The following is a 24,127-nucleotide window of genomic DNA, read 5'->3' as shown; positions in this document are numbered from 1 at the left end:
TTCGCGAGGTACCTTACCTTCGTCCCAACAAACCATTTCAGGGGAAGCCATGAGCGTTCAATTAACGCTGAAACTTTGTCACGTCGATGTCAAACAAGTGTTCAACTAACGCTGAAACTTGCCCGCTAAGAAATAACACCGTTGAAGCGCGATCGCGCATTCACAGGCGGTTTCGAGTGGGCGTCTGAAAGGTCGGGCCGATGGATCCGGAACTATGGGAACTCCTGGAGGAAGGGGATAGCGAAGATGAGATAGCCGCGATCGTGCGCCTGGGCCAACCTAATATCGTGCCCAAAGGCGTCCGCGTGATTGCGCAGTTCGGCGACATCGCCACGCTCCGCATGAAGCGCGAGGACATCCATGAGGTTAGGGCAGAAGAAGGCGTGACCAGCCTGAAGCCGGCTGAGCCGCATGGGTTTGGGCTGGCCCCCGACCTGGAGCTCGATCCCATCGAGCCGGCCGAGGGGCTCTCGGAGGCGGAACCTTGGATATACGAACGCCGCCCGCCATCATTACCGGAAACCGGACGGGGTGTGGTCTGCGGCGTTGTGGACTGGGGGTTCGACTTCGCCCATCCCGATTTTCGCCATGACGACGGCCGTACCCGCATCCTGGCGCTGTGGGATCAGCGCCCGCCGCCTTCTCCAAAATCTCCTCAGCCATACGGCTACGGTATTGTCTATACGGCGGAAGATATCAACCATGCCCTGGCCGCCGAAAATCCCTATGCGGTCCTGGGCTACCATCCTGCCGATGTCGACATCGGCGGGCGTACCCACGGCACGCATGTGGCGAGTATCGCCGCGGGCAATGGGCGTGGATGCGGCCTAACGGGAGTGGCGCCGGAGGCAGATCTCGCATTGGTTGATCTCTCCACATGGGACCGCACCGAGCTTGCAAAGCTCGGCGACTCGGTCACGCTGCTGGAAGCGGTGCACTTCATTGTAAGGACGGCGGACAAGCGCCCTTGGGTGATCAACCTCAGCATGGGGCGCCACGGTGAACAACATGATGGTAGCACGCCCATTGAGCAAGGACTTGACGCGGCACTGAGGTCAGCTCCTGGCGGTTGCATTGTTCAGAGCTGCGGCAACTACTTTCAACGCAGGATACACGCCTCGGGCCAACTGCGTCCCGCGGAAAAGCGGACTCTGGTGTGGGAGATCGAGGACGCCGATATTACGCCGAATAAGCTGGAGGTCTGGTATGAGGGCCGCGACGTCTTCGATGTCGAAATCCGATCCCCTGACGGGTCTATATCCGCACACGCGGCCCTGGGCGAACGTGCATCTCTCACCGCGGGCGGCCGCGATATCGGAACTCTCTATCACCGGCGTTACGATCCGAATGCGCTCGACAACCACATCGTGATAATCCTCTATACGGGCGGGCCGACAGGGCCCTGGGAACTGACGCTCATTGGGAAGGATGTGACGGATGGGCGATACCATTGCTGGATTGAACGTGACTCGGTGTGCCCGGACTGCCAATCGCGGTTTCGTCCAGAAGATGCCGTGCCTTCGTCTACGACGGGCACCATCTGTAACGGCTTCCGTACGATTGCCGTGGGCGCCTACAATCCCCACTCCCCTGAGCGGGAGCTCACGTCTTTCAGCAGTGCCGGGAAGACACGCGACGGCCGTTTTAAACCCGATTGTATCGCCCCGGGGGAATCCATCCTCGCTGCCCGGTCCGCACCACGGGACCCACGCGCAGAAGTGCCGCCGTGGACATTGATGTCCGGCACCAGTATGGCCGCGCCTCATGTGGCAGGGGCGGTCGCGTGCATGTTTCAAGCCGCAGAACGGCCCTTGCGGATCGAAGAAACGCGCAATCTGCTTCTCGCCAATACAGAGCGCGTGACGGCACCAGAGGAGGTTCTAGATCGGGTGGGCAGCGGTTATCTCGACATCACGAGAGCGGTCGAGGCCGCACGCAAAATGAAAAGCGGTGCTCCGCAGCTTCAGCGTACTTTACATCGGGAAAGCGAGGGGGATACGGTGAATCGCGAAAACAACATTTCATCAACTCGGACATGGGACCAGGACCCGCCTCAGGAGAATGGCGAATCCAACCCACTCGGCGATCCGAATACGGTTTCCTTCGAAGCGTACGAATCCCGTGAGCCAGGGACACGTGACGCTGACGAGGAATGGGGGAGCGAGCCAGATGATCGGCTTTTCGAGGAAGAAGAGGACGAGGAACCCGCCGTATACGAAAACGTCGAGGCCACAGAGCAAGAGCTGTACGAGACGGATGTAGTAAACGAGCAGACTTCTACCAGCTCATCGGCCACTGAAATAGATGCTTTTGGGTTGGTCGAATTGGCGGATCAGATGATTGCAGAACGAGCGGTTGCCCGCGCGCCGACGCAGGTGCTTCACGACGTACTCTCGCGAGCAGGGATGGCAGAGTCGTTGACTCCGCTAGGCAGTGGGCGGTTGCTCTCTGCTGCGGAATTGTTCGACGCGTTTGCTTATCCAGGACGCGAGGCGCTCCGCGATCAACTCGGACAGAATTTCGAAGTGGTCGCGCCGCCGAGAGCGCCTCTCGACGGAAGACTGCACACGGGCGATTTGCTGATCCGGCGTGGCGAAGCCGGGCTGGGACACCTCTCCGTGATCGCCTCACCCGAATTACGGGGTTATGAGGAGCTGCTATCCGAAGGGTTGATTCCGGAGATAAAAGGTCCCGGCAAGTACGCGCAAGTGGTAGAAACGGGCGCTCGTCCACACACACTCTCAGATGCATTTGCGCGCGGCGTGGTAGATGCTACGGGACGATTGCCCTACGGCCAGATGGTGCTGCGAACGCGCGAGCATGTACGTCAGCGCATTGCCGAAGGCATGCACCCGGACGAAAGCGTGATACCTCCCGATCTGATCGAGAGCTTCAGCGGTCGAGTCCTTCTCACCGGCTGGACTACGTTCATGCCTTTTGAGTTGAACGGCAAACCTCACTACCTCGCGTACGACAGTTCCACCGGTGCTGCTTGGAATTATCGCATTCTCCCCAGTGCGCGACCTGACCCTAAGACGAAAGAGCCCGTGGAAGTCATCAAATACATGAAGTGGGACGACGGTTGGACCACGTTCATGCCCTTCAAGCTGTCGGGGGATGCGCGCACGCATTACCTCGCCTACAAGGCGAAGACCGGCGAGGTGCGCATCGACCGCATCAGGCCTGACGGTAAGGGCGTGGACACGATCTGGGGCACGCCGCTTGATCCAAAGATCAAGTGGGCGCCGGATTGGACTCACTTTATGCCTTTCACGCTGGGTGGCAAGCCCTACTACCTCGCTTACCAGAGTGGCACGGGCGAGGAGCGCATTGACCGCATCAAGGCGGATGGCAAAGGGATGGAACCGATCTGGCAAGAGCCGCTGCCGCAGGGGCGTAAGACGGGCGCGACCTTCATGCCGTTTGAGGTAACCGGCAAGCCCCACTATCTCTGGTACGACAGCTCCACCGGTAATGTCAGCATCAGCCGCATCAAACCGGATGGCAAAGGCGCGGACGTCATCTGGGGCACGCCTTTTGATTTCAGTCTCAAGTGGACGCCGGGCTGGACGCACTTTATGCCCTTTACCCTCGATGGCAAGCCCCATTATCTGGCATACATGGCCGGGACGGGCGAGGTGCGCATTGACCGCATCAAGGCGGACGGCAAAGGCGTGGATAAAACGATCTGGGGCACGCCGAAGGATCCCAACTTCAAGTGGGCGCCGGACTGGACGACGATCATGCCTTTCAAGATGGAGGGCAAGCCGCACTACTTAGCCTATAGCAAGACCAGCGGTTGGGTCGAGATCCGAAGCATCGCCGAGGAGCTGGGCCGCTGCGTGTCTCCCGGCGTGACTCGCGACGACCCGACCGCGCTCAATCTCTCAGCCGTAGGAACCGATGATTTCAGCGTCACGTTGACCGTTCGAGGAACAAGCTACGAAGTGAAGGGCAATGTGTTCTACCCAGGGCAGAAGAGCGGCGCGCACGTCCCCTTCAACACAAAGGCGGTGGCCGGAGGAAAGGCGCCGATCGTGTTCATCGCTCACGGCAATCACGCCCTCTTCCATGACCCGGCGAACCGCTTGCACGAGCGCGCCACGAATCCGGGCAGTTTTGTGCCTATAGCCAATCACAAGGGTTACGAGTATTTCCAGCAACTGCTGGCTCAGATGGGAATTATCTCCGTGTCGGTGGACTGCAATCAATTCGGCGGCGCAGTCGGTCTCGACCCGCCAAACATTGAGAATCGGGCAGATCTCGTCCTCGGTGCCATCCAGCATTTCCAGTCACTGCACAAGGGCAGCGATCCCATCTTCGGTGGTCACATTGATTTTGGGCGTGTCGGACTAGTCGGGCATTCGCGTGGTGGCGAAGCGGTGCTAGTCGTGCCTGAGCTATTGGCTCTGGCCGCCACGGGCATTAGCGGCCTTGCGGTGAAAGGCGTCATCTCCATCGCGCCAACCGATATTGGTGCGACGAAGAGCAGACCGGCGGGCTTTGCCTTCATGACTATCCTACCCGCCGCCGATCTGGATGTCAGGCCGAACTATGGGGCCAAGTTCTATGACCAGGCATCCGCTGACCCATTCAAGTGTCAGTTATATATTCACGATGCCAACCACAACTTTTTCAACACCCAATGGGTCTCGGACGATCTGAGGAAATTGGATCCCGCGACCGGTCTTTTGCCTAAACTTCGGTCCAGCATAAACGTCATGAACGAAGCTGACGAAAGGGCGTTTCTTACCGCCTATGGCTGCGCCTTCTTCCGTACTGTCCTGCTCGGTCACGACTTGCGCAAATTCATGGAAGGACTGGAAATTCCTCCCGGCGTTGCGCGCTTTAGAGACTGCCACATTTCCTTCGAGCGAACCGGTCCCACGATTGTCGATGATAACGAAGATCATGACATCGACCGCAATGCGTTGGGCAAGCGTAATTCCAAGTCCGGACGGCTGACTGCGGACGAATATGAATTTGGCAAAACGTCTGGAGCATTCAACGGCACGTTTTATGGCAATACGCGCGGGATGGTAGCGCAGAGTAGCACCGCCTCCGGACTGTTCCGCTGGGATCTGGGAGCACCGATGGACCTCACCGGACGCGAGATTCTAGTTCGCACGGCCGAGGTTTATGACGGCTCGAGCGTGCCCGTCGAAGCGACTGGCTTCAAACTCGGCTTGGAGGACGCGCGGCGCAAGAAGGGATTCATAGATTCGGATGACGTCGGCGGGCTGCCGCGCCCTTATGATCGCCGCAAGGATGACGTCGTCATCCTAGGGACGGATTACACCAAGACCATGCTCAAGACGCTGCGCTTCCCGGTCTCGTGCATCAGGGGCGCCGAGCCCGGCTTTCATACGACCAAGGTCCAAGCAATTTTGCTGCGCATGGATCGGAAGGACGGGCGGGCTCTGGCGTTTGACCAGTTGCAAATTGCGTAAGGAGAAAGAGAATGAATTCAGAGAGTACTCGTGTCGGCATGTCTATGAGAAGTCGGTTGCTGCCGGAGATTGTCGGCGTGGAGGCGGTGCGCAGGGGGTACGAGCGGCCGCGAGTTTATTATGCTGATCGTCAGCGGCGGGAGGCACGCGAGGCGGTCGAGATTATGGTTCGCACCTCGGAGGAGCTCCCAATTGCGGACGTCTCGCCCGTCCTCTTTGTCGGCGAGGTGCCACTCATCTCGTACGAAGGGGCGGGTCCACATTTGTATCGTTTCTTCGCATTTGAATTCGAAAAGCTGCGCGTGGGGGACGCAATCTCGCTCGGCTGGCCCGACTCCCCTGGACAGAAGGTGAGAAGCAACTTCCGTTATCAGGTCAGAGGTGGAGCCCCAGTCGCGTGAATCGTGCTCTGCTCCGTAGAAGTGCAAGCGGTACTTGAAGGGACGGGATGACCAGCGGAACTCCCCGGTTAAATGCGTGAGCAATGCCATTATCATCTGCGTGCCATCGACAGGAACGGCAAGACAAAGCACGAGCATCGTGAAATCATTGCCTGAAAGGAGGCCGATCCATGCCAACGGATGTGTATTTCCCCCTGTCTTCGCCAAGCGACTCAAGTCACCTGTCCGAGCACCACCCCTACGGACCACTTCCAGCTGGCGTCTTTAACACGGATCTCGGTATCGAAATTCAGCGTTCGGCGTTGAGCAAGTATCCGCTTCTTGCTGTCGTCGATGGTACCGTGCGCTTGATCCCAGGCCCCCTGTCCCCGGTTTTGGTTTTGGGGAATGTGATGGGACAGGCCGTGCAAGATCTCCAATCCGTAGTCGGCGAGAGTCTGGTGGTGTTTCTCTATCGGAACGTTGATATCACCAGCGTGGCCGACTCCGAGGCAGTGAAGAGAGAGTTGGTGCGTTGGCAAAGCAGCACGCAGAACAAGGGAAAAAAAACTCTCGCCGAGACTCGGAACCGCTTCATCGAAGGTAAGTTCCAGGTGGAAGTAAAAGCAGGTGACGCGCTGGGATTTGTCGCCAGTACCGGAGAGGGCAAGCCTCACTTGGGTTTCGAGGTACTTTACACGCCCAGCGGCCTCGTCGGGGAACCAGGATGGTTGCGCCTGACGGAGATCTTCGATCCTGCCAATAAGGCGACGCGCAGGTTGGACCCCACTTCCTTCTACCATCGGGTCGCCTCGGGACCCACCGCGACGATCCGCGTCAAGCTGCCCAGCTCGCAGGTGCCGCATGGTCTCCTGCCGAAACTGACGAAACGGATTCTCCTGGAATTGCGCGATGAATATGATCTTCCGTTTCAGGGCACCGTGACAGTAGCTGAGATGGTATCGGCGACCGCCTACGTACTGAGGACTCCAGACCGTGGAACGGTCGCGCTGCCGACCCCGACTCCCGGCGACCGCACCGTGTCCATCACTAACCGTGTTCTAACGGAGCTTCCCTCCGGATCGAGCAGCAGCCGAACTCCGAGGAAGTTACTCAGCGCACCGGCACACTGGTCGTTACAATCTATCTTCATGGCTCAGGTCTTCAGCCAGGAACACTGGTTCGCTCACAACGAGAGCCACCTTCCGCTTTTCACCGAGGGAAACCGAGTGACACCGCTCGTCGACGGGAAAGCCGCCTTTAAGGAGATGGTCCAGGCGATGGGGAAGGTACGGGGATCGACCGATAAACACTTTCTGCGCCTTGCAGGATGGTGGCTGAGCGACCACTTTGAAATGATTCCGGGGCAGGCCGGGAGCACCTTCGCCAAGCTGACTGAGGATATCGTCCGGGGTGGTGCCGATGTGCACGCCCTCGTCTGGAAAGTGCCCAGCCCCAGCTTGATGCATTACAGACATAACAGCGCAGCTGTTAACCGGATCAATAAGCTGAAACAGGGATCGAGGCGAAAAGGCTTTGCGATATTCGATTCGGCAAACGTGGGAGTAGGCTCGCACCATCAGAAGCTCATGATCGCCAGCGCGGGCAACGACCTGGCAGTGGGCTTCTGTGGTGGGATCGATATCAATCCGAACCGGCTCGACACCCCCTTCCATACGATCGAAGCACCCTACCATGATCTCCACGCGAAGGTCGAAGGTCCGGCGGTTACCGATCTGAATGCGACGTTCGTGCTACGTTGGAATTTCAATTCGGAGGTTTTGCCCACTGGTAGTCTTCCTCGAATCGATCCGAGTGTTACGCCAGCAACAAAGAGCGTGGGATCACAATTCGTCCAAGTAACGCGGACCTATCCGTGGCATTGCAGCTACCCCTTTGCCCCGTTGGGTGAAACGGGGACATTGCTGACCTTACGTCGGGCCATTCAGCGGGCTCGGCGGTTTATCTATTTCGAAGATCAGTACGCCACTCCCTATGCGGAAGGGCGGGCCGACGGCTCGGGCGACACGCTCGGGATCCTCACCGACCTGCTCGCTGCCGTGCATCGCATCGAATACTTGATCATCGTTCTTCCAAACTACGCCGGCCAGCCAAATGGGCGGCAGTTTCGATATCGCTTCATTCGTGTTCTGCAGGCTGAAGCGAAGAAACCCGGCGTTAAAGCCAAGGTGCTTGTCTTCTATCTCCGCAGGGACTCACGGGCTCCTAAAGTAAAGGGCGCGCGGTTAGAAGATGTAGAGAGTGAGTTCGCTTTGATGACACAGGGCATGGCCCCAGGAATCGTCCCCAAGTTGGAGCACTCCGGGGACAGCAGTCATCCCGAAGAAATCTTTTTGCACAGCAAGGTTTGGCTGATTGACGATGTGTACGCCAAGATCGGCTCTGCCAACGTCAACAGACGCAGTCTGACGCACGACAGCGAACTCGATATCCACGTCATCGACGGAGCCATCACCCGTGGGGCCAGACGCTTCGCCCGCGAGCTCAGGTTGCAGCTGTGGGGGGAGATGCTGAATGCGCGTCCTGATTACCTCAACATCCAGCTTGAAGACCCGAGTTATGCGCTGCAATTCTGGCTGAACCCGCCGAGAGGATCGTTCGTGGTGCCGTATGACGCCGCCGCCGGAGGCGGGAAAGGCAAACTCTTGCCGGATGAGGCTACCGGGCAGGGCCTGTGGCACAGTGTCGTCGATCCTGATGGACACGTAGGCGGCGTTTGCCTTCGCCGAGGTTTCAGACACGCCGGTGAAGGCGGCCTCCCGGGAGACTTTGGGGCGGAGTCCGACTTGAAGTCCGAGTTGTCTTCCGATTTCGGGGAGCGGGTGTTGGCCCACCCCGGCGAACCGGACGAGATGCACGACCGAGGGTTTGGCAAGAGCCTCGTTTACTCGACGGACCAGGCTATTGCTTCTGGCAAGCTCCGCTGTTCCGCGGAGCTGTTGCGTCATCTGCTGTCCGAAGCGCATCTCCTCGAATCAAGAATCTCCACTGAAGTCTGGGACCAGCGGGCTTTCTCTGCGGCCGATCTTTTCGATGCCTTTACCTCTGGCAGACGCTCTATGCTGCGAGACCATTTGAATAACCATTTTGAAGTCGTTGCGTTGCCGGGAACACGAATTAGTAACGAGCTTTGCCGTGGCGACATCTCAGCACGGCGGGCACTCGGAGAGGGCCGCCTGGCGCACTTGGCCGTCCTAGGTACTGGCGAGGTTTTCCAGGCAGAGGCACTGCCTGCCGCCGGTCTTCGGCCGGAATCTAGGCGGCCAGGACTCTTCGCCCAGGTTGTTGACTCCGGGCCTTTCCCCCACTGTTTAGAAAATCGATTTGCACGGCGCATGGGCGACGAGCACGGTTGGCTCGACTACGACAGCTTGCTTCTCCGGCTGCGATACCCCGGACAGCGCGTGGAAGGAATCACTTCCCGGGATGCAACCGGAGTCGAACTGCTCGAGCAGGTCAGCCTCAGTCTGACCGGGCCAACACCGATAGAGAGGGCCACGCAGGGGAATTACGAGGTGACGAATGCACCGCAAGGCGCGACCTTCTCCAATTGGAGATTTGTTGGTAGGGGTGTGGCGATTCAACGACCGGGGAATAATGATGTCGCCAACTGGCAAGGCACCATGGTCCAAGGCGGCACGATCAGAGTCGATGTGACCGTTGGAGGAGCCGTCCAGACCCTGTCACTTGCGGTGGCGATAACCCCGCGACCCTGGACCGAAAACGCTCCACCCATACCTCTCCCACGGGCTGGACACGGGAATCTGCCGGTGCAGCCACGTCTCAACCGTCCTGGGCATGATCCGCGGGATCCTGGGCTCGGAGTCTCGGACGCGCGGGAAAGTCATACTATACAGACAAGGATCGTGGGTGGCGGGCCGAACGAGGGCTTCAATTTTCTGGATGCAGCACCTCTCACGTGGACTCCTCAAGCGTTCAGCAATGAGGCACTGTATGACCCTACGCATCCCTTCTTCCGCGCTCACGATGCCAGCCGGCGAGGCCTACCGCTCCCCGGCGGCCGTCCCCAGATCGGGCAGATCCAAGTGAACGTCGAGGCCCATGAGGGCATTATTGCCGCACCCCCACGGGCGCCCGCTGGATACGCCAGTCATTGGGGGTTGCTCTTGAATCACCTTGCGGTACCCGCGAATCAGATCAACATCCCCCTGGAGCGCGACGTTTCTCACCGATCCAATGAGACGAACGCGCAATATGGTGCACGCCTCCAACGGTTCCTAACCGCACGAGTGACCGCAGCTCAGAATGCCTCGAGGCCTCATGCGCCGGACATCTTTCGCGGAACTCCGTACTTCAACTATCCGTACATCGATCCAAGGACGCTCCGTCTACGCATCAACGGAGCGCCTGTTAGACTCACCCTTTCCAATCCAAGGGGGGGTCGGACCGTCTGGGCCTCCGACAATCCTGCTGTTGCCACGGTCAATGCAGGCGGGGTCGTCAGCCCGGTTGCTCAAGGTCGTACCACGATTCGGGTCACGAATGCCGATGGTGACATCGACGAGATATCGCTCGAGGTGGTTCCTTAGAAGCTAGTACAGGGAGCTCAAGTATCTGGGATCGAATGGAACGGTGACAGTGATCGCGGCCCCCTAGGATGTCGTCTGCATCAAAGTGGGGATCGTGTGCGGGATCTGTTACAGGAGAACGATCTGGCGAGACTCATGACGGCGATGCGTGAAGGCGGAAATGAGCGCGTTAGTTGCCATTCTCATTTGTGACAGCGATGCGTACTTCCGGGAGGAGCTGCAGAATTTTCTCCTCGCGGCGGGATATCCCGACGTAGAGTGCGCAGCTACGGTCCGGGACGCTATGGACAAATTGCGCGGGAAGCGCTATAAGTATGTATTGATCGGGGTTTCGCAACCGTTCTCGTCCGAGCGGCGATGGGCAGCGGTTATACAACGGCGGCAGCCGGCTGCCAAGGTTTTATTTCTGGTGAGTGCAGCCGATCAGCCTTCGATCGTAGGGACTTCGGTTGATCATGTGATTAAAGAGTACGTCTTCTCAAATCTGTTAGAATTGCTATAGCGAAACTTGTTTGTTCATAAAAAGTAAAGGCGGGGGGTGAAAGAGGTGGTAAAATCAGCGAGCATTCTAAGGGGGTATCATGAACCATGCAACCGGCCTTCACCACGCTTTCTACGACGCCGCGAACGATCCGATCTTTATCGTCGATGCCGTCACCAGGACCGTTATTGAGGCGAACGCCCAGGCGTTAAAGGACTCCGGCTATGGGCCAGAGGAACTCAAGGGCCTCGCTATTGATCGCCTCGTGCGGTCCCGGGGCGGTCTGGAGCTTATGTTTGAAGGGAGGAGCCAGAAGACCCATTGGGAGGGTGTGCAACTGCTAAAGAAAGGCGGGGAGCCCATCGCGGTGAACGTGAGCGCGACCTGGGTCGAATGGAACTCACGGAGCTATATTTATGTGATCGCTTGCAGGAGTGAGGGAACTTTATCCATTCGCGACGAACGCGGAGAGGATCGCGGGTCCACTCCGCGAGAAGACATGAGCTTTCCGATGATCATCGGGCAAAGCGAGAAGATCCGGGATGTGTGCCGGCTCATCGGTTCGGTAGCGAAAAGTAATGCGAACGTGTTGATCCAAGGGGAAAGCGGGACGGGTAAGGAGATCATCGCGAACGCCATTCATGCCCACAGCCATCGCTGTTGCGGTCCCTTCGTCAAGGTCAACTGCGCTGCGCTCACGGAAACGCTGTTGGAAAGCGAGCTCTTTGGTCACGTGCGAGGAGCCTTCACCGGCGCGGTTCGCGATCGACGCGGTCGTTTTAAGCAGGCTGACGGCGGCACAATCCTCTTAGATGAGATAGGCAGTATGTCGCCCGCCGGGCAAGCCAAGCTGCTGCGTGTTTTGCAGGAACGAGAGTTTGAGCCCGTAGGCAGTTCTGTGACGACATCAGTCGATGTGCGGGTGCTCGCCTCGACCAATACCGATCTCGTGAAAACGGTCAGCGAAGGCAGGTTTCGTGAAGACTTGTATTACCGTCTCAACGTCTTCTCGATCTCGCTGCCGCCGTTGCGTGAGCGAAAGGAAGACATACCGCTTCTGGGTAAATACTTTGTTCAGCAGCACGCCAAGACAGTCCGCAAAGACATTGGTTCCATCGCTCCTGAAGCGCTGAGTGTGCTGCTTCAGTATGATTGGCCTGGCAATGTGCGGGAGCTCGAAAATGCGATCGAGCATGCGGTTATCGTTGAAAAGAGTCCGGCTATTCGGCCTTCCAGTCTCCCCATGAATCTTGCGCAATCCGGCGCGATGGGAAGCGCGCCTGAACCTGCGGTGGAACCCGGTTTAAGGGAAAAACTGAACTTGGCGGAAAAACAAATCCTTCTTGAAGCGCTCTCGCGTGCTCACGGGATCAAGCGGCAAGCGGCAGCCATGCTGCATGTTGACCCAAGAAATTTGCCTTATCTGCTCCGAAAGCACGACCTCGGAGAGCATAGGAAGTATAAACCATCTCTCTGGTGAGTCGACGCGTGAGGACCGCGGCCCATCACGTAGGGCCGCCGCCGGAGACGGGAAAAAATGGGCCGGGCTCGAATAATGTCGGCTAATTAGGCTGCACTGAGCCCCGAATCAAATGAGCCCGTTCCTGATGGCTCTTATCCCATGCGCCTGCCGCGGTACCCGATCGAGCGGGCGGGTTGACCGAGGTGTAGCGACGCACAGGGAGGGCGGATCTCCCTAACTGAGCGCGTCATCCCTCGGCACGGGTCGCCCCCTCGAAGGCGAGGACGACGCGCACGCCCGGGGCGTTGTCGCCTAGCGTGAGGCTGGCGCCGTGGTGCTGGGCCACCGCGGCGACCAGGCTCAGGCCGAGGCCGCTGCCGGGCGTGGTGCGGCTCCCATCCAGGCGTACGAAGCGCTCCAGCACCCGGGCCCGATGCGCCTCGGGTATACCGGGTCCGCTGTCCCAGACTTCGAGGCGCGTCTCTCCGCCCGAGAACCACACGCGAAGGCCGATCCGTCCGCCTTCCGGGGTGTACTTGATGGCGTTGTCGATGACGTTCGCAAGCCCTTGGGCGAGCAACTGGCGATTGCCCCGGATCCAGTGGCCGGCTCCGATGTCGTGTTCGATCCGGAGCGCCTTGTCTTCGGCGAACGGCTGGTAGAGGTCCAGCACATCACGTGCGACGGCGGCGAGATCGATCGCATGAGCTCCGCCAACGAGTAGGGCTTGGTGGGTTAAAGGGGCCAGGCTCGGCCAGGCTCGATATATTTCCGCCTGACCCCTTAATCGCGGATCCCGACTACGACGAAGGAGCCGCGGATGAAGAGCGAGCTTCTCGCGCGGGGCCTTCGGCGGGTACCTGGCTGATGGCGATGCCGCAGAGGAACGCGCCGATGATGTCCTCGAGATGGATAAGCTTCCCCCAATGGCGCAGACCGTGACCACGAGCAGCTGGTCAGGGTCTTCATCTTGCGTCCGCTCCGACTTCATTGACATACTAATGCCCACGACATATTCTTTGACATATGAGAACGACGATCCGACTATCAGACGATCTACTGCACAGGGCCAAGAAGAAGGCCGCCGAGCAAGGCCGAACTCTGACCTCGCTGGTCGAAGAGGGCCTAAAGACCGTGCTGGCTGAATCCAAGGCGGCGAGGCGAACACGGGTGCAATTGCCAATCTCCAAAAGGTCGGGCGGTACGCTGCCGGGCGTCGACCTGAACCGGTCGAGCGATCTCCAGGACCGGATGGAGGAGCCATGATCCTCCCTGACGTCAACGTCCTCGTTCATGCTTTCCGATCCGACTCTGGTGACCACCATCTTTGTCGAAATTGGCTGGACGGAGTCGTCAACGGCGACTCGCGCTACGGCACCTCTCCGCAAGTGCTGAGCGGGCTCATCCGGGTGACAACCCATCCCAAGATTTTCTCCCACCCTAGCGCTCTCGCCGAAGTCGTCGAATTCTGCGAAACCCTCATGGCTCAGCCCCATTGCGTACTGATACAGCCCGGATCGCAGCACTGGTCCATCTTTTCCCGTCTGTGCAAAGACGCTGATGCTTGCGGCAACCTGGTACCTGACGCGTGGTACGCGGCGCTGGCACTCGAATCGGGCTGCGAGTGGGTGACCTTGGACAGGGACTACGCTCGTTTCCCTGGACTGCGATGGCGCCTTCCGTCATAAGCTCGATAGTTCTTAGTAACTTATTATCACTCACCGGCCACGCCAGACGATCCGCGCAAGCGCTTCGAGATCTTCCTCAAACGAACGTTGCACGGGCGAGGACACCAGCTTGAGAAAAGTTCAGGCGTAACGACGCGCAGGGAGGCGGATCTCCGGGCTCCGCGCGTCATCCCTCGGCACGGGTCGCCCCCTCGAAGGCCAGGACGACGCAGAGGCCCGGGGCGTTGTCGCCGAGGGTGAGGCGGGCGCCGTGGAGCTTGGCCACGGCCGCGACCAGGCTCAGGCCGAGACCGCTGCCGGGCGTCGTGCGGCTCCCATCCAGGCGTACGAAGCGCTCCAGCACCCGGGCCCGATCCGCCTCGGGTATACCGGGTCCGCTGTCCCAGACTTCGAGGCGCGTCTCTCCGCCCGAGAACGACACGCGAAGGCCGATCCGCCCGCCTTCCGGGGTGTACTTGATGGCGTTGTCGACGAGGTTTGCAAGTCCCTGGGCGAGCAACTGGCGATTGCCCCGGATCCAGTGGCCGGCTCCAATGTCGTGTTCGATCCGGAGCGCCTTGTCCTCGGCGAACGGCTGGTAGAGGTCCAGCACATCGCGTGCGACGGCGGCGAGATCGATCGGCTCCATCTCCATCCCGAGGGTCCCGGATTCGGCCTGGGCGATCTGCAGCAGGGCATCGACCGTACGGTGGAGCCGCTCGCTCTCGGCGAGCGCCGTGTCGAGTGCCTGGCGGTAGGCCATGGCGTCGGTGGGGCCCGCGAGCGCCAGCTCGATATGGCCCCGGATGCGCGTCAGCGGACCCCGCAGATCGTGCGCGACGCTATCGATCACGGTGCGCATGCCCGAGGTCAGGCGCTCGATCTGGTCCAGCATCCGGTTGACGTTCTGGGCGACGCGGTCGAACTCATCGCCGATCCCCTGGACCGGCAGACGCGTGCCGAGGTCGCCTTGGATGATGGTGTTCGCAGTGCGGGCCAGCTCATCGACCCGGCGGAGCATCCGCTGGCTGATGATGACCCCGCCGATCAGGCTCAGAACGCCGACGATCACGACGGACCAGAGCAGGCTCTGCGTGATCAACTCCTGGAACACCAGCCGATCCTGGATATCCCTGCCGACCAAGAGGCGATAGTGATTGGGCAGCCGGGCGATGCGGGCCGTGGCCTGGTGGTGGAGGTACCCGGAGGCCCCGGGCATCTGGATCGCGAGCCGGATCCAACCCGCTTCGACGCCGCTGTCGTCCGGCCAGAAGGCCAGGTTACCGGCGAGCGGCCGGCTGTGCGTATCGACCAGGAGGTAGAGCGCCCCCGCCACGGCCCTATCGCCCGAGCGTTCCTCGACCATCCGGCGCAGGCCCTGGATCCCGGCGTGCCGATATGTCTGGGTCAGGACCTGGTAGTCGACATCGATGCGCTCGCGGGTCTCGCGGTCCATCATGCCGACGGTCGCATACCGGATGAATCCCAGCAGGATGGCCGTCGAGGCCCAGAACAAGGCCATGTACAGGGCCGACAGCCGGAAGGTCGAGCTCCGCAGTACTCTAGGGGTCTTCACGCAGGGTGTACCCCGCCCCGCGCACGGTGTGCAGGAGGGGCCTGTCGGATCCCTTGTCGATCTTCTGCCGCAGGCGGCTCATGTGTACGTCGATTACGTTGGTCTGAGGATCGAAGTGATAGTCCCAGACGGCCTCGAGCAACATCGTGCGCGTCACCACCTGACCGGCGTGACGCATGAGATGCTCGAGGAGCCGGAACTCGCGCGGCTGTAATTCGATGCGCCGGCCATCGCGCGCTACCGTGCGGCCCACGAGGTCCATGTGGAGCCCCGCCACCTCCAAGGTGGTAACGACGGCCTGGGCCTGACCGCGCCGTAACAGGGCCTCGATGCGGGCCATGAGCTCCGCGAACGAGTAAGGCTTGGTGAGGTAATCGTCGCCCCCCGCGCGCAGCCCACGCACCCGGTCATCGACCTGGGCGAGCGCGCTCAGGATGAGGATAGGCGTCTTGTGGCCTTGGGCGCGCAGCGCCTGGATGATCGCCAGACCGTCGAGCCCGGGCAGCATGCGGTCGACGATGACGAGATCGAATGACTCGCTGGTGGCGAGATAGAGTCCGTCCCGGCCGTCGGGCGCGTGCTCGACATTGAAGCCGGCCTCATTGAGCCCCTTGACCAGGTAGGCCGCGGCCTGTTTATCGTCTTCGATCAGGAGGATACGCATGAAGGACGAGGATTAACGAATCGTAATGTCCTGTTCATGCTACGGAAAGGCGCCTCCCTGTCTAATACGCCTATTGTTTTAGCCTGAACTTGCGCGGGGAGGCATCGAGCCTCCCCCTTTTTTTTCTCTGCCTCCGGCCGAAGAGCGCTGCCCGTTTCCTACGACCCCTCGCCGAGAGGCCCCGAGAGAGGCGGGAGATCCCAGCGGCTGCAAAGCCTCTGCGGATCCGGTAAAGTGCCGGCTCGTTCCCAGACGGCCCCTCTTGACCCATGTCTCGCCGCTATACCATCGCCGCCTCCATCCTCGCGGCCGATCTGGCCCGCCTCGGCGAGGAGGTGGCGGAGGTGCTGCGCGCGGGCGCCGACTGGGTACACTTCGATGTCATGGACAATCACTATGTCCCGAACCTCACCTTCGGTCCCGCCGTGTGCCGGGCGCTGCGGCGCTACGGGATCGATGCCCCCATCGATGTCCATCTGATGGTCAAGCCGGTCGATCGGATCGTCCCCGAGTTCGCGGCGGCCGGCGCCGACTATATCACCTTTCACCCAGAGGCCAGCGAGCACGTGGACCGCACGCTAGGGCTCATCCGGGAGCAGGGCTGCCGGGCCGGGCTCTCGCTCAATCCGGCCACGCCGCTCGCCCACCTCGGCTATGTGTGGGAGCGGCTCGATATGGTCCTCCTCATGTCCGTCAATCCCGGCTTCGGCGGCCAGCCCTTCATCGAAACGACCTATGCCAAGGTCGAAGAGACCCGCAAGCTCATCGAGGCGAGCGGCCGGGACATCCGGTTGCAGGTCGATGGGGGGGTGTGTCTGGACAACATCCGGCGCATCGCCGCGGCGGGGGCCGACACCTTCGTGACCGGCACGGCCGTCTTCGATAGCCCCGATTACGCCGCCACCGTGTCCGCCCTGCGGGCGGAGCTGGCCCGGGCGAGACCTTGAGCTTCGCGCGCCCCAAGCTCGTCTTGTTCGACCTCGACGGTACGCTCGTCGACAGCGCGCCGGACCTTGCCTTCAGCATCGATGCGATGCTCTTCTCGCTCGGCCGGCCCGCCTGCGGCGAGTCCCGGGTCCGGAACTGGATCGGCAGCGGTGCCGAACGCCTGGTCAAGCGCGCGCTCACGGGCGATGGGGAGCTCGAGCCCGACGGCGATCTGTTTCGCTCCGCCTTTGGGCGTTTCTCGGAGATCTACGGTGAAAACCCCTGCCGCCGGAGCCGCCTCTACCCCGGCGTGCGCGAAGGACTCGATTATCTGCTGGCGAGCGGGATGCAAGTCGGGTGCGTGACCAATAAACGTGGGCGTTTCACCGAGCCCTTGCTGGCCGCCCTCGGGCTCCTGCGAGACTTTGCCATCGTGGTGTCGGGTGACACCCTGAGCACGCGCAAACCGGATCCCGCCCCGCTCCTGCACGCCGTCGAGGCCCTGGGGATCGTCCCAGGGGAAACCCTCATGGTCGGCGACTCCGTCAACGACGTGTCCTCGGCACGCGCGGCTTGTATCCCGGTCATCTGCGTCCGCTATGGCTACCACAACGGCGAGGACATCGTAGAGGCGCGGCCGGACGCCATCATCGATTCGCTCGCCGAGCTGTCGGATTTCGTCTGACCAGTTCGATTCAGTGGCACCCCTGCCGACCCCGACCCTGCGCCCGCCGGACCTCGCGGATCTCGCGCGCCGGGGCTATAACCGCGTCCCGGTCATGCGCGAGATCCTCGCCGATCTCGACACGCCGCTCAGCGCCTATCTCAAGCTCGCCGCCGGGCCCTATTCCTATCTCTTCGAGTCCGTCCAGGGCGGCGAGACGTGGGGTCGCTATTCCATCATCGGACTTCCCGCCGCCACCGTCGTCAAGGTGTGCGGCGAGAGCGTTTTCGTGGAGCGGCAGGGCGAGGTCGTCGAGCGCACCGACACCCCCGATCCGCTCGCCTGGATCGACGCCTTCCGCCAGCGCTTCCGCGTGCCCGTGAGCGCCGATCTGCCGCGCTTCTCTGGCGGGCTGGTGGGCTATTTCGGTTATGACACGGTGCGTTACGTCGAGCCCAGATTGCGCGGCGCGGCCAAGTCCGATCCGCTCGGCTGCCCGGACATCCTGTTGATGGTCTCCGACGAGGTCCTGGTGTTCGACAACCTGAGCGGTCGGCTGTATTGCATCGTACACGCGGACCCGACGGGACCCGGCGCCCTGGAGCAGGCCGAGGTGCGGCTGGCGGCGCTCGTCGAGCGACTGGGGCGCGACGGGCCGCCGGCGCCGCCGTCTCATTCACCGAGGACCGTCGGGGAGGGCGACTTCGAGCCGAGCTTCGCGCGCGAGGACTTCGAGGCGGCCGTGTCCCGGATCAAGCATTACATCCGCGAAGGCGACGTCATGCAGGTGGTGCTCTCGCAGCGCCTGTCCGTCGGTTTCGCGGCGCCTCCTGTCAATCTGTACCGGGCGCTGCGGTGCCTGAACCCGTCCCCCTACCTCTATTATCTGAACCTCCGGGATTTTCATATCGCCGGTTCCTCGCCGGAGATCCTGGTGCGGGTCGAGGACGGGCTGGTCACGGTCCGCCCCATTGCCGGAACCCGGCGTCGTGGACGGGACCCGGCGGAGGATCGGGCCTTGGAACACGAGCTCCTGAACGACCCCAAGGAGCTTGCGGAGCACCTCATGCTCATCGATCTCGGACGCAATGACATCGGCCGGGTGGCCGAGACCGGCAGCGTACAGGTGACCGATCGGATGATCACCGAGCGTTACTCCCACGTGATGCACATCGTCTCCAACGTCACCGGCCGGCTGCGGGCCGGCATAGGACCGCTGGACGTGCTGCGCGCCACCTTCCCCGCCGGCACCGTGAGCGGCGCGCCGAAGATCCGCGCCATGGAGATCATCGACGAGCTGGAGCCCGTCAAGCGCGGCGTCTATGCGGGCGCCGTCGGTTATCTCTCCTGGGCCGGCAACATGGACACCGCCATCGCCATCCGCACCGCGCTCATCGAGGACGGCACCCTGCACATCCAGGCCGGTGCCGGCATCGTCGCCGACTCGGTACCGAGGCTCGAATGGAAGGAGACCCTGAACAAGGGCCGCGCCATCTTCCAGGCGGTGGCGATGGCGGAGCGGGGGTTGAAGGGATAAGAAGGCGGCGATGATGCTCGCTGATGCGGTTCAACCGCTGAAAGACCCCGTGTGCGGAATGACGGTGACCGTTCAATCTCCGCACGTGTTCCATCACGACGGCAGGCCGGTTTACTTTTGCGGCGCGGGCTGCAAGGCCAAGTTCGCGGCCGACCCGGCCAAGTATCCGGTGACCGCTTCAGGCGCCGCTGCACCGGCACCGGCAATGCCCGAGCCGGTGGTCGAGGGTAGCGTCTACACCTGCCCGATGCACCCCGAGGTGCGGCAGGACCACCCGGGGGCCTGCTCCAAATGCGGCATGGCGCTCGAGCCCGAAATGCCGAGCCTCGACGAGGGCGAGAACCCCGAACTGTTGGACTTCCGGAGGCGATTCATCTGGACCCTGCCACTGACCGTCATCGTTACCGTGCTCGCGATGGCAGGCCACCGCTTGCAATGGTTCGACATGGCGACACAAAGCTGGATTGAGCTCGTGCTCACGTTGCCCATCGTCCTGTGGGCGGGCTGGCCGTTCTTCGAGCGCGCGGTGCAGTCGGTGGTCCATCGCAGCCCGAACATGTGGACGCTGATCGGATTGGGCACCTCCGCGGCCTTCCTCTACAGCGTCGTCGCCACGGTGGCGCCGGGCGTGTTTCCGGCGTCGTTCGTGGCCATGGGTCGTGTGTCGGTCTACTTCGAGGCTGCAGCGGTGATCATTTCGCTGACCCTGCTCGGTCAGATCCTGGAGCTCAAGGCGCGTTCGCAGACGTCGGCTGCGATCAAGTCCTTGCTGGGCCTCGCGCCCAAGACGGCACGCCGGATCAATGCCGACGGCGCCGAGGAGGACGTTCCCCTCACCCACGTTCATATCGGTGACACGCTGCGTGTGCGCCCAGGCGAGAAGGTGCCCGTCGACGGTGTCGTCGTCGAGGGCGGCAGCGCGGTGGATGAATCCATGCTGACCGGCGAGCCGATGCCCGTGACGAAGCGCGTCGGGGACAAGCTGATCGGCGCGACGCTGAACACGAACGGTGCGCTGGTGATGCGCTCGGAGCGGGTGGGCTCGCAGACCGTGCTGGCGAGCATCGTGAAAATGGTAGTGCAGGCGCAGCGCTCCAAAGCACCGATGCAGCGCATGGCGGACCACGTGGCCGGCTACTTCGTCGTCGCCGTCGTGAACATCGCCCTGCTGAGTTTCGTGGGCTGGGGACTGTTCGGGCCGGAGCCGAGCTGGGTCTACGGCCTGATCAATGCCGTGGCCGTGCTCATCATTGCCTGCCCCTGCGCCCTCGGTCTGGCCACGCCTATGTCGATCATGGTCGCCACCGGCAAGGCCGCGACCCAGGGTGTGCTGTTCCGCGACGCGGCGGCGATCGAGAACTTCCGCAGGGTGGACACGCTGATCGTGGACAAGACCGGGACGCTGACCGAAGGCAAGCCGCGATTCGACCGCGCCGTGGCCTCCCCGGGCTATACCGAGGAGGAGGTACTGCGCCTTGCGGCGAGTCTCGATCAGGGGAGCGAGCATCCGCTGGCAGACGCTATCGTGAGGGCGGCCCGCGAGCGTGGGCTCGTGCTCGACAAGGCCGAGGGCTTTGAATCCAGCACCGGCATTGGCGTTCGCGGCAGCGTGGGCGGCAAACAGTTGGCACTGGGCAACACGGCACTGATGACCCAACTGGGTGTACCCGTCGAAACCCTTAAGTCGCAGGCGGAAGCGCTGCGCGCCACAGGTGCGAGCGTGATGGTCCTGGCAATTGATGGCCAGCTGGCCGGCTTGCTGGCCGTGTCCGATCCCATCAAGGCCAGCACGGCGGAGGCGCTGGCCACGCTGAGGTCATCGGGCATGCGCGTGATCATGGCCACCGGCGATGGCCTGACGACGGCGAAGGCGGTTGCGGCCACGCTGGGCATCGACGAAGTGCATGGAGAGGTCAAGCCCACTGACAAACTGGCGCTGGTGGACAAGCTGCAGCGCGAGGGCCGCATCGTGGCAATGGCCGGTGATGGCATCAACGATGCCCCTGCGCTGGCCAAGGCGGACGTGGGCGTGGCGATGGGTACCGGGACCGACGTAGCGATGAACAGCGCCCAGGTGACCCTCGTCAAGGGCGATCTGCGGGGCATCGCCCAGGCCCGGGCCATCTCAGAGGAAACCATCGCCAACATGAAACAAAATCTCGGCTTCGCCTTCGTCTACAACGCGCTGGGCGTGCCCTTGGCCGCTGGTGTGCTATTCCCGTTTACCGGATGGCTGCTGTCACCGATGATCGCGGCCCTGGCCATGAGTCTGAGCTCGGTGTCGGTCATCGGCAATGCGCTGCGTCTGCGCAAAGCACCGCAGTGAATGCGAACTAGCCGGCTACAGCATGATGATCGCCGGTGCGGCGCACGCCTCGAATCTCACCTATCGGCAACCCGTGGACGCGGCGCTGCTGCGATTCCGGCACCCCGTCAAAGTCGCGGCGTAGGTTCCGGTGGACGCTGTGCCAAGCGGCGAAGCGCTGCTCGATCGTCTGCAGCGTGGCGCGCTCGGCTACTTCCTGGAGGCCGTGAATCCAGCCAATTGGGTTGATCGCCGACACCTCGCGCGCGGCTTCGCCAGTCAGCATCGCCGTAGTCGGCTTCGCCTTGTCGGTCTATCCGGTGGCGGTGGAGCGCGGTTGGATGGGGCGGGCCGATGCGGTCGAACGCAGCCTCGCGGCGCGGCGTTTCTTCCACGATAGCGATCAGAGCGAAATTCCGCAGGCGACCGGTTTCAAGGGCTTCTACTACCACTTTCTCGATAGGGAGACCGGTGCTCGCGTCTGGCGCTCAGAATTACTCCGCGCTACTGATCGCCGGTGCCCTGACCGCGGGCAGGTACTTCAACGCGTGGCAGCTTGGCGAATGCCCACCACGTGATCGGCTCGCTAGACGTGCAGCAAGCGCGTCGGATTTAGCCTATTCGATTTGAACGAGGAGACAACATGGACCTTTATCCCCCACTGAGCAAAGAACTCGCACGCAAACACGCCCAGCTCGCACCGGACATCTCCGCCGCGTTCAAGGCTTTCAGCGCACGCGTGTTCGCCGATGGCGCGCTGCCCGTCAAGACCAAGCAGTTGATCGCGGTCGCGGTGGCCCACGTCACCCAATGTCCGTACTGCATTCGCGGCCACACCGAGCTTGCGGTGAAGCACGGGGCGACCGAGCAGGAGGTGATGGAAGCGATTTGGGTCGCCGCCGAAATGCGCGCGGGCGGCGCTTACGCCCATGCGAACCTTGCGCTTGAGACCATGAGTCAATTGGAAGCGGGCCGGTCCGGCGGCGGAACGTCGTGAGCGCCCCGTCCAATTTCCCCACGAGAACAAGAGAGGTTGAAGGCGTGGGCAAGAATGTCAGCCGAAAGTTGATCGGCAGCCATCTGGTCGAGGGCCGCATGGAAGCCGGACAAGAGATCGGCCTTAGAATCGACCAGACCCTGACCCAGGATGCCACCGGAACCATGGTGATGCTCGAGCTCGAAGCGATGAACCTTTCCCGAATCAAGACCGAGCTGTCCGCGCAATACGTGGATCACAACCTGCTTCAGACCGATTTCAAGAATCCGGACGATCATCTGTTTCTGCGCAGCGCCTGCAAAAAGTTTGGCATCTGGTACAGCCGTGCCGGAAACGGCGTGAGCCATCCGGTGCACATGGAACGCTTCGGCATACCAGGCAAGACATTGCTGGGCTCGGATAGCCACACCTGCGCCGCCGGCTCGCTTGGAATGTTGGCGATCGGCGCCGGCGGCCTGGAGGTCGCGCTGGCGATGGCAGGCGAACCGTTCTACATCAAGATGCCGAAAATTTGGGGTGTCAGGGTGATCGGCGATCTTCCCGAGTGGGTGAGCGCCAAAGACGTCATTTTCGAGATGTTGCGCCGCCATGGCGTCGCCGGCGGCATCGGCACAATCATCGAGTATTATGGTCCGGGGCTGGATGGACTGACGGCCATGGATCGCCACGTGATTGCCAACATGGGGGCCGAGCTTGGCGCTACCACGACGATGTTCCCCTCGGATGCGGCGGTTGAGCGTTTCCTCGAATCCCAGGGCCGTGGTGGAGATTGGGTGGAAATCGTTGCCGACGAGAATGCCGAATACGATGCATACGAAGAGATCAACCTATCCGAGCTCGAGCCGCTCATCGCCTATCCGAGCAGCCCGGGCAATGTCGTGCCTGTGCGTGACGCGGCAGGCCGGGAAATCTATCAAGCCATGATCGGCTCATCGGCCAACCCGGGATTGCGCGATTTCGCCATCGCCGCGCTGATGGTCGATGGCAAGCAAGTGCACGGCCGGGTTTCTTTCGACATTAATCCCACTTCCCGACAGATTCTGGAAAACCTGACGCAGACGGGACTTCTGGGAAAACTGATCCGGGCCGGTGGCCGCATCCATCAGGCCGGCTGCAATGGTTGCATTGGGATGGGACAGGCACCGGCCACCGGGCGGATCAGCCTGCGTACCGTGCCGCGTAATTTCCCGGGCCGTTCCGGCACGAAAGACGATCAGGTCTATTTGTGCAGCCCTGAAACGGCGGCGGCTTCGGCGCTCGCTGGCGTGATTACCGATCCAAGGACATTGCAAATGGAATACCCAAGATGTAAAGAGCCTGACCAACCCATTATTAACACGGCTATGGTCGCGCCACCTGCCGAAGAAAGCGAGCCTGTTGAGCTTGAGAAGGGGCCGAATATTCAGCCGCTTCCACCGTTTCATCCATTCCCGGATACGGTGGAAG

General features: G+C 61.5%; 16 protein-coding genes and 1 pseudogene. 14 read left to right on the top strand and 3 right to left on the bottom strand.

Translation table 11 applies throughout. The features are described 5' to 3' along the window. Positions 1–200: 200 nt before the first annotated feature. The 5 genes from M3461_11895 to M3461_11875 all read left to right on the top strand — a co-directional run bounded on the left by M3461_11895 (position 201) and on the right by M3461_11875 (position 12,362). Entirely contained in the window at positions 201–5,450 is a 5,250-nt protein-coding gene (locus tag M3461_11895; GenBank protein ID MDQ3775004.1) for a S8 family serine peptidase, read from the top strand. Between the two features lie 56 nt (positions 5,451–5,506). Beyond that, positions 5,507–5,851, top strand: a complete 345-nt coding sequence (locus M3461_11890; protein MDQ3775003.1) for a hypothetical protein — start codon at positions 5,507–5,509, stop codon at positions 5,849–5,851. A gap of 170 nt (positions 5,852–6,021) precedes the next feature. Next, entirely contained in the window at positions 6,022–10,401 is a 4,380-nt protein-coding gene (locus M3461_11885) for an Ig-like domain-containing protein (GenBank protein ID MDQ3775002.1), read from the top strand. Between the two features lie 160 nt (positions 10,402–10,561). Next, positions 10,562–10,903, top strand: coding sequence for a hypothetical protein (locus M3461_11880; GenBank protein ID MDQ3775001.1), 342 nt, complete (start codon positions 10,562–10,564; stop codon positions 10,901–10,903). 79 nt (positions 10,904–10,982) lie between these two features. Then, on the top strand, positions 10,983–12,362 hold the full coding sequence (locus tag M3461_11875; protein ID MDQ3775000.1) for a sigma 54-interacting transcriptional regulator: 1,380 nt from the start codon (positions 10,983–10,985) through the stop codon (positions 12,360–12,362). A gap of 229 nt (positions 12,363–12,591) precedes the next feature. Here M3461_11875 and M3461_11870 read toward each other — a convergent pair whose 3' ends face one another. Next, positions 12,592–13,017: a sensor histidine kinase gene (locus M3461_11870; protein MDQ3774999.1), complete on the bottom strand. Its 426-nt coding sequence runs from the start codon at positions 13,015–13,017 to the stop codon at positions 12,592–12,594. Between the two features lie 353 nt (positions 13,018–13,370). Here M3461_11870 and M3461_11865 point away from each other — a divergent pair, with 353 nt between their 5' ends. Together M3461_11865 and M3461_11860 are read left to right on the top strand one after the other, a co-directional pair. Beyond that, positions 13,371–13,610, top strand: coding sequence for a DUF2191 domain-containing protein (locus M3461_11865; protein ID MDQ3774998.1), 240 nt, complete (start codon positions 13,371–13,373; stop codon positions 13,608–13,610). Then, the gene (locus M3461_11860; protein ID MDQ3774997.1) at positions 13,607–14,032 is read left to right on the top strand and encodes a type II toxin-antitoxin system VapC family toxin; all 426 of its coding nucleotides are present in this window, start codon (positions 13,607–13,609) and stop codon (positions 14,030–14,032) included. Before M3461_11865 ends, M3461_11860 begins: the two co-directional genes overlap by 4 nt. 166 nt (positions 14,033–14,198) lie before the next feature. Here M3461_11860 and M3461_11855 read toward each other — a convergent pair whose 3' ends face one another. Next, positions 14,199–15,587 carry a HAMP domain-containing histidine kinase gene (locus M3461_11855; protein ID MDQ3774996.1) on the bottom strand — a complete coding sequence of 463 codons (1,389 nt, stop codon included), beginning with the start codon at positions 15,585–15,587 and terminating at the stop codon, positions 14,199–14,201. Then, on the bottom strand, positions 15,574–16,251 hold the full coding sequence (locus tag M3461_11850; protein MDQ3774995.1) for a response regulator transcription factor: 678 nt from the start codon (positions 16,249–16,251) through the stop codon (positions 15,574–15,576). The genes M3461_11855 and M3461_11850 overlap by 14 nt, the downstream gene beginning before the upstream one ends. A 269-nt stretch (positions 16,252–16,520) precedes the next feature. Between M3461_11850 and rpe the strand changes: the two genes are divergently transcribed. The 7 genes and pseudogenes from rpe to M3461_11815 all read left to right on the top strand — a co-directional run. Next, positions 16,521–17,198 (top strand): ribulose-phosphate 3-epimerase, encoded by a 678-nt coding sequence (gene rpe / locus M3461_11845; GenBank protein ID MDQ3774994.1) that lies wholly within the window; start codon positions 16,521–16,523, stop codon positions 17,196–17,198. After that, a complete protein-coding gene (locus tag M3461_11840; GenBank protein ID MDQ3774993.1) occupies positions 17,195–17,863 on the top strand; it encodes a phosphoglycolate phosphatase in 669 nt (222 codons plus the stop codon). The genes rpe and M3461_11840 overlap by 4 nt, the downstream gene beginning before the upstream one ends. A 94-nt stretch (positions 17,864–17,957) precedes the next feature. After that, entirely contained in the window at positions 17,958–19,379 is a 1,422-nt protein-coding gene (gene trpE / locus M3461_11835; protein MDQ3774992.1) for an anthranilate synthase component I, read from the top strand. Between the two features lie 10 nt (positions 19,380–19,389). Further along, complete coding sequence (locus M3461_11830; protein MDQ3774991.1) at positions 19,390–21,705, top strand: heavy metal translocating P-type ATPase; 2,316 nt, start codon at positions 19,390–19,392, stop codon at positions 21,703–21,705. A gap of 130 nt (positions 21,706–21,835) precedes the next feature. Further along, positions 21,836–22,233, top strand: a pseudogene (locus tag M3461_11825) (hypothetical protein). A 94-nt stretch (positions 22,234–22,327) separates the two neighbouring features. After that, positions 22,328–22,681 (top strand): carboxymuconolactone decarboxylase family protein, encoded by a 354-nt coding sequence (locus M3461_11820; protein MDQ3774990.1) that lies wholly within the window; start codon positions 22,328–22,330, stop codon positions 22,679–22,681. A 44-nt stretch (positions 22,682–22,725) separates the two neighbouring features. Then, positions 22,726–24,127: aconitate hydratase (locus M3461_11815; protein MDQ3774989.1), on the top strand; the 1,402-nt coding region annotated here is incomplete at its 3' end.

The sequence above is a fragment of the Pseudomonadota bacterium genome (assembly GCA_030860485.1).
In the GTDB taxonomy this organism is placed as follows: domain Bacteria; phylum Pseudomonadota; class Gammaproteobacteria; order JACCXJ01; family JACCXJ01; genus JACCXJ01.
The sequence above is the reverse complement of the archived record's forward strand: the minus strand, read 5'-3'. Positions and strand labels throughout refer to the sequence as shown.

Bases quoted from the DNA above. Each gene is read 5' to 3' on its own strand.
- M3461_11860 (MDQ3774997.1), top strand. From the start codon at position 13,607: ATGATCCTCCCTGACGTCAACGTCCTCGTTCATGCTTTCCGATCCGAC.
- rpe (MDQ3774994.1), top strand. From the start codon at position 16,521: ATGTCTCGCCGCTATACCATCGCCGCCTCCATCCTCGCGGCCGATCTG.
- M3461_11865 (MDQ3774998.1), top strand. From the start codon at position 13,371: ATGAGAACGACGATCCGACTATCAGACGATCTACTGCACAGGGCCAAG.
- trpE (MDQ3774992.1), top strand. From the start codon at position 17,958: ATGCGCGAGATCCTCGCCGATCTCGACACGCCGCTCAGCGCCTATCTC.
- M3461_11850 (MDQ3774995.1), bottom strand. From the start codon at position 16,251: ATGCGTATCCTCCTGATCGAAGACGATAAACAGGCCGCGGCCTACCTG.
- M3461_11885 (MDQ3775002.1), top strand. From the start codon at position 6,022: ATGCCAACGGATGTGTATTTCCCCCTGTCTTCGCCAAGCGACTCAAGT.
- M3461_11875 (MDQ3775000.1), top strand. From the start codon at position 10,983: ATGAACCATGCAACCGGCCTTCACCACGCTTTCTACGACGCCGCGAAC.
- M3461_11880 (MDQ3775001.1), top strand. From the start codon at position 10,562: ATGAGCGCGTTAGTTGCCATTCTCATTTGTGACAGCGATGCGTACTTC.
- M3461_11895 (MDQ3775004.1), top strand. From the start codon at position 201: ATGGATCCGGAACTATGGGAACTCCTGGAGGAAGGGGATAGCGAAGAT.
- M3461_11830 (MDQ3774991.1), top strand. From the start codon at position 19,390: ATGATGCTCGCTGATGCGGTTCAACCGCTGAAAGACCCCGTGTGCGGA.
- M3461_11820 (MDQ3774990.1), top strand. From the start codon at position 22,328: ATGGACCTTTATCCCCCACTGAGCAAAGAACTCGCACGCAAACACGCC.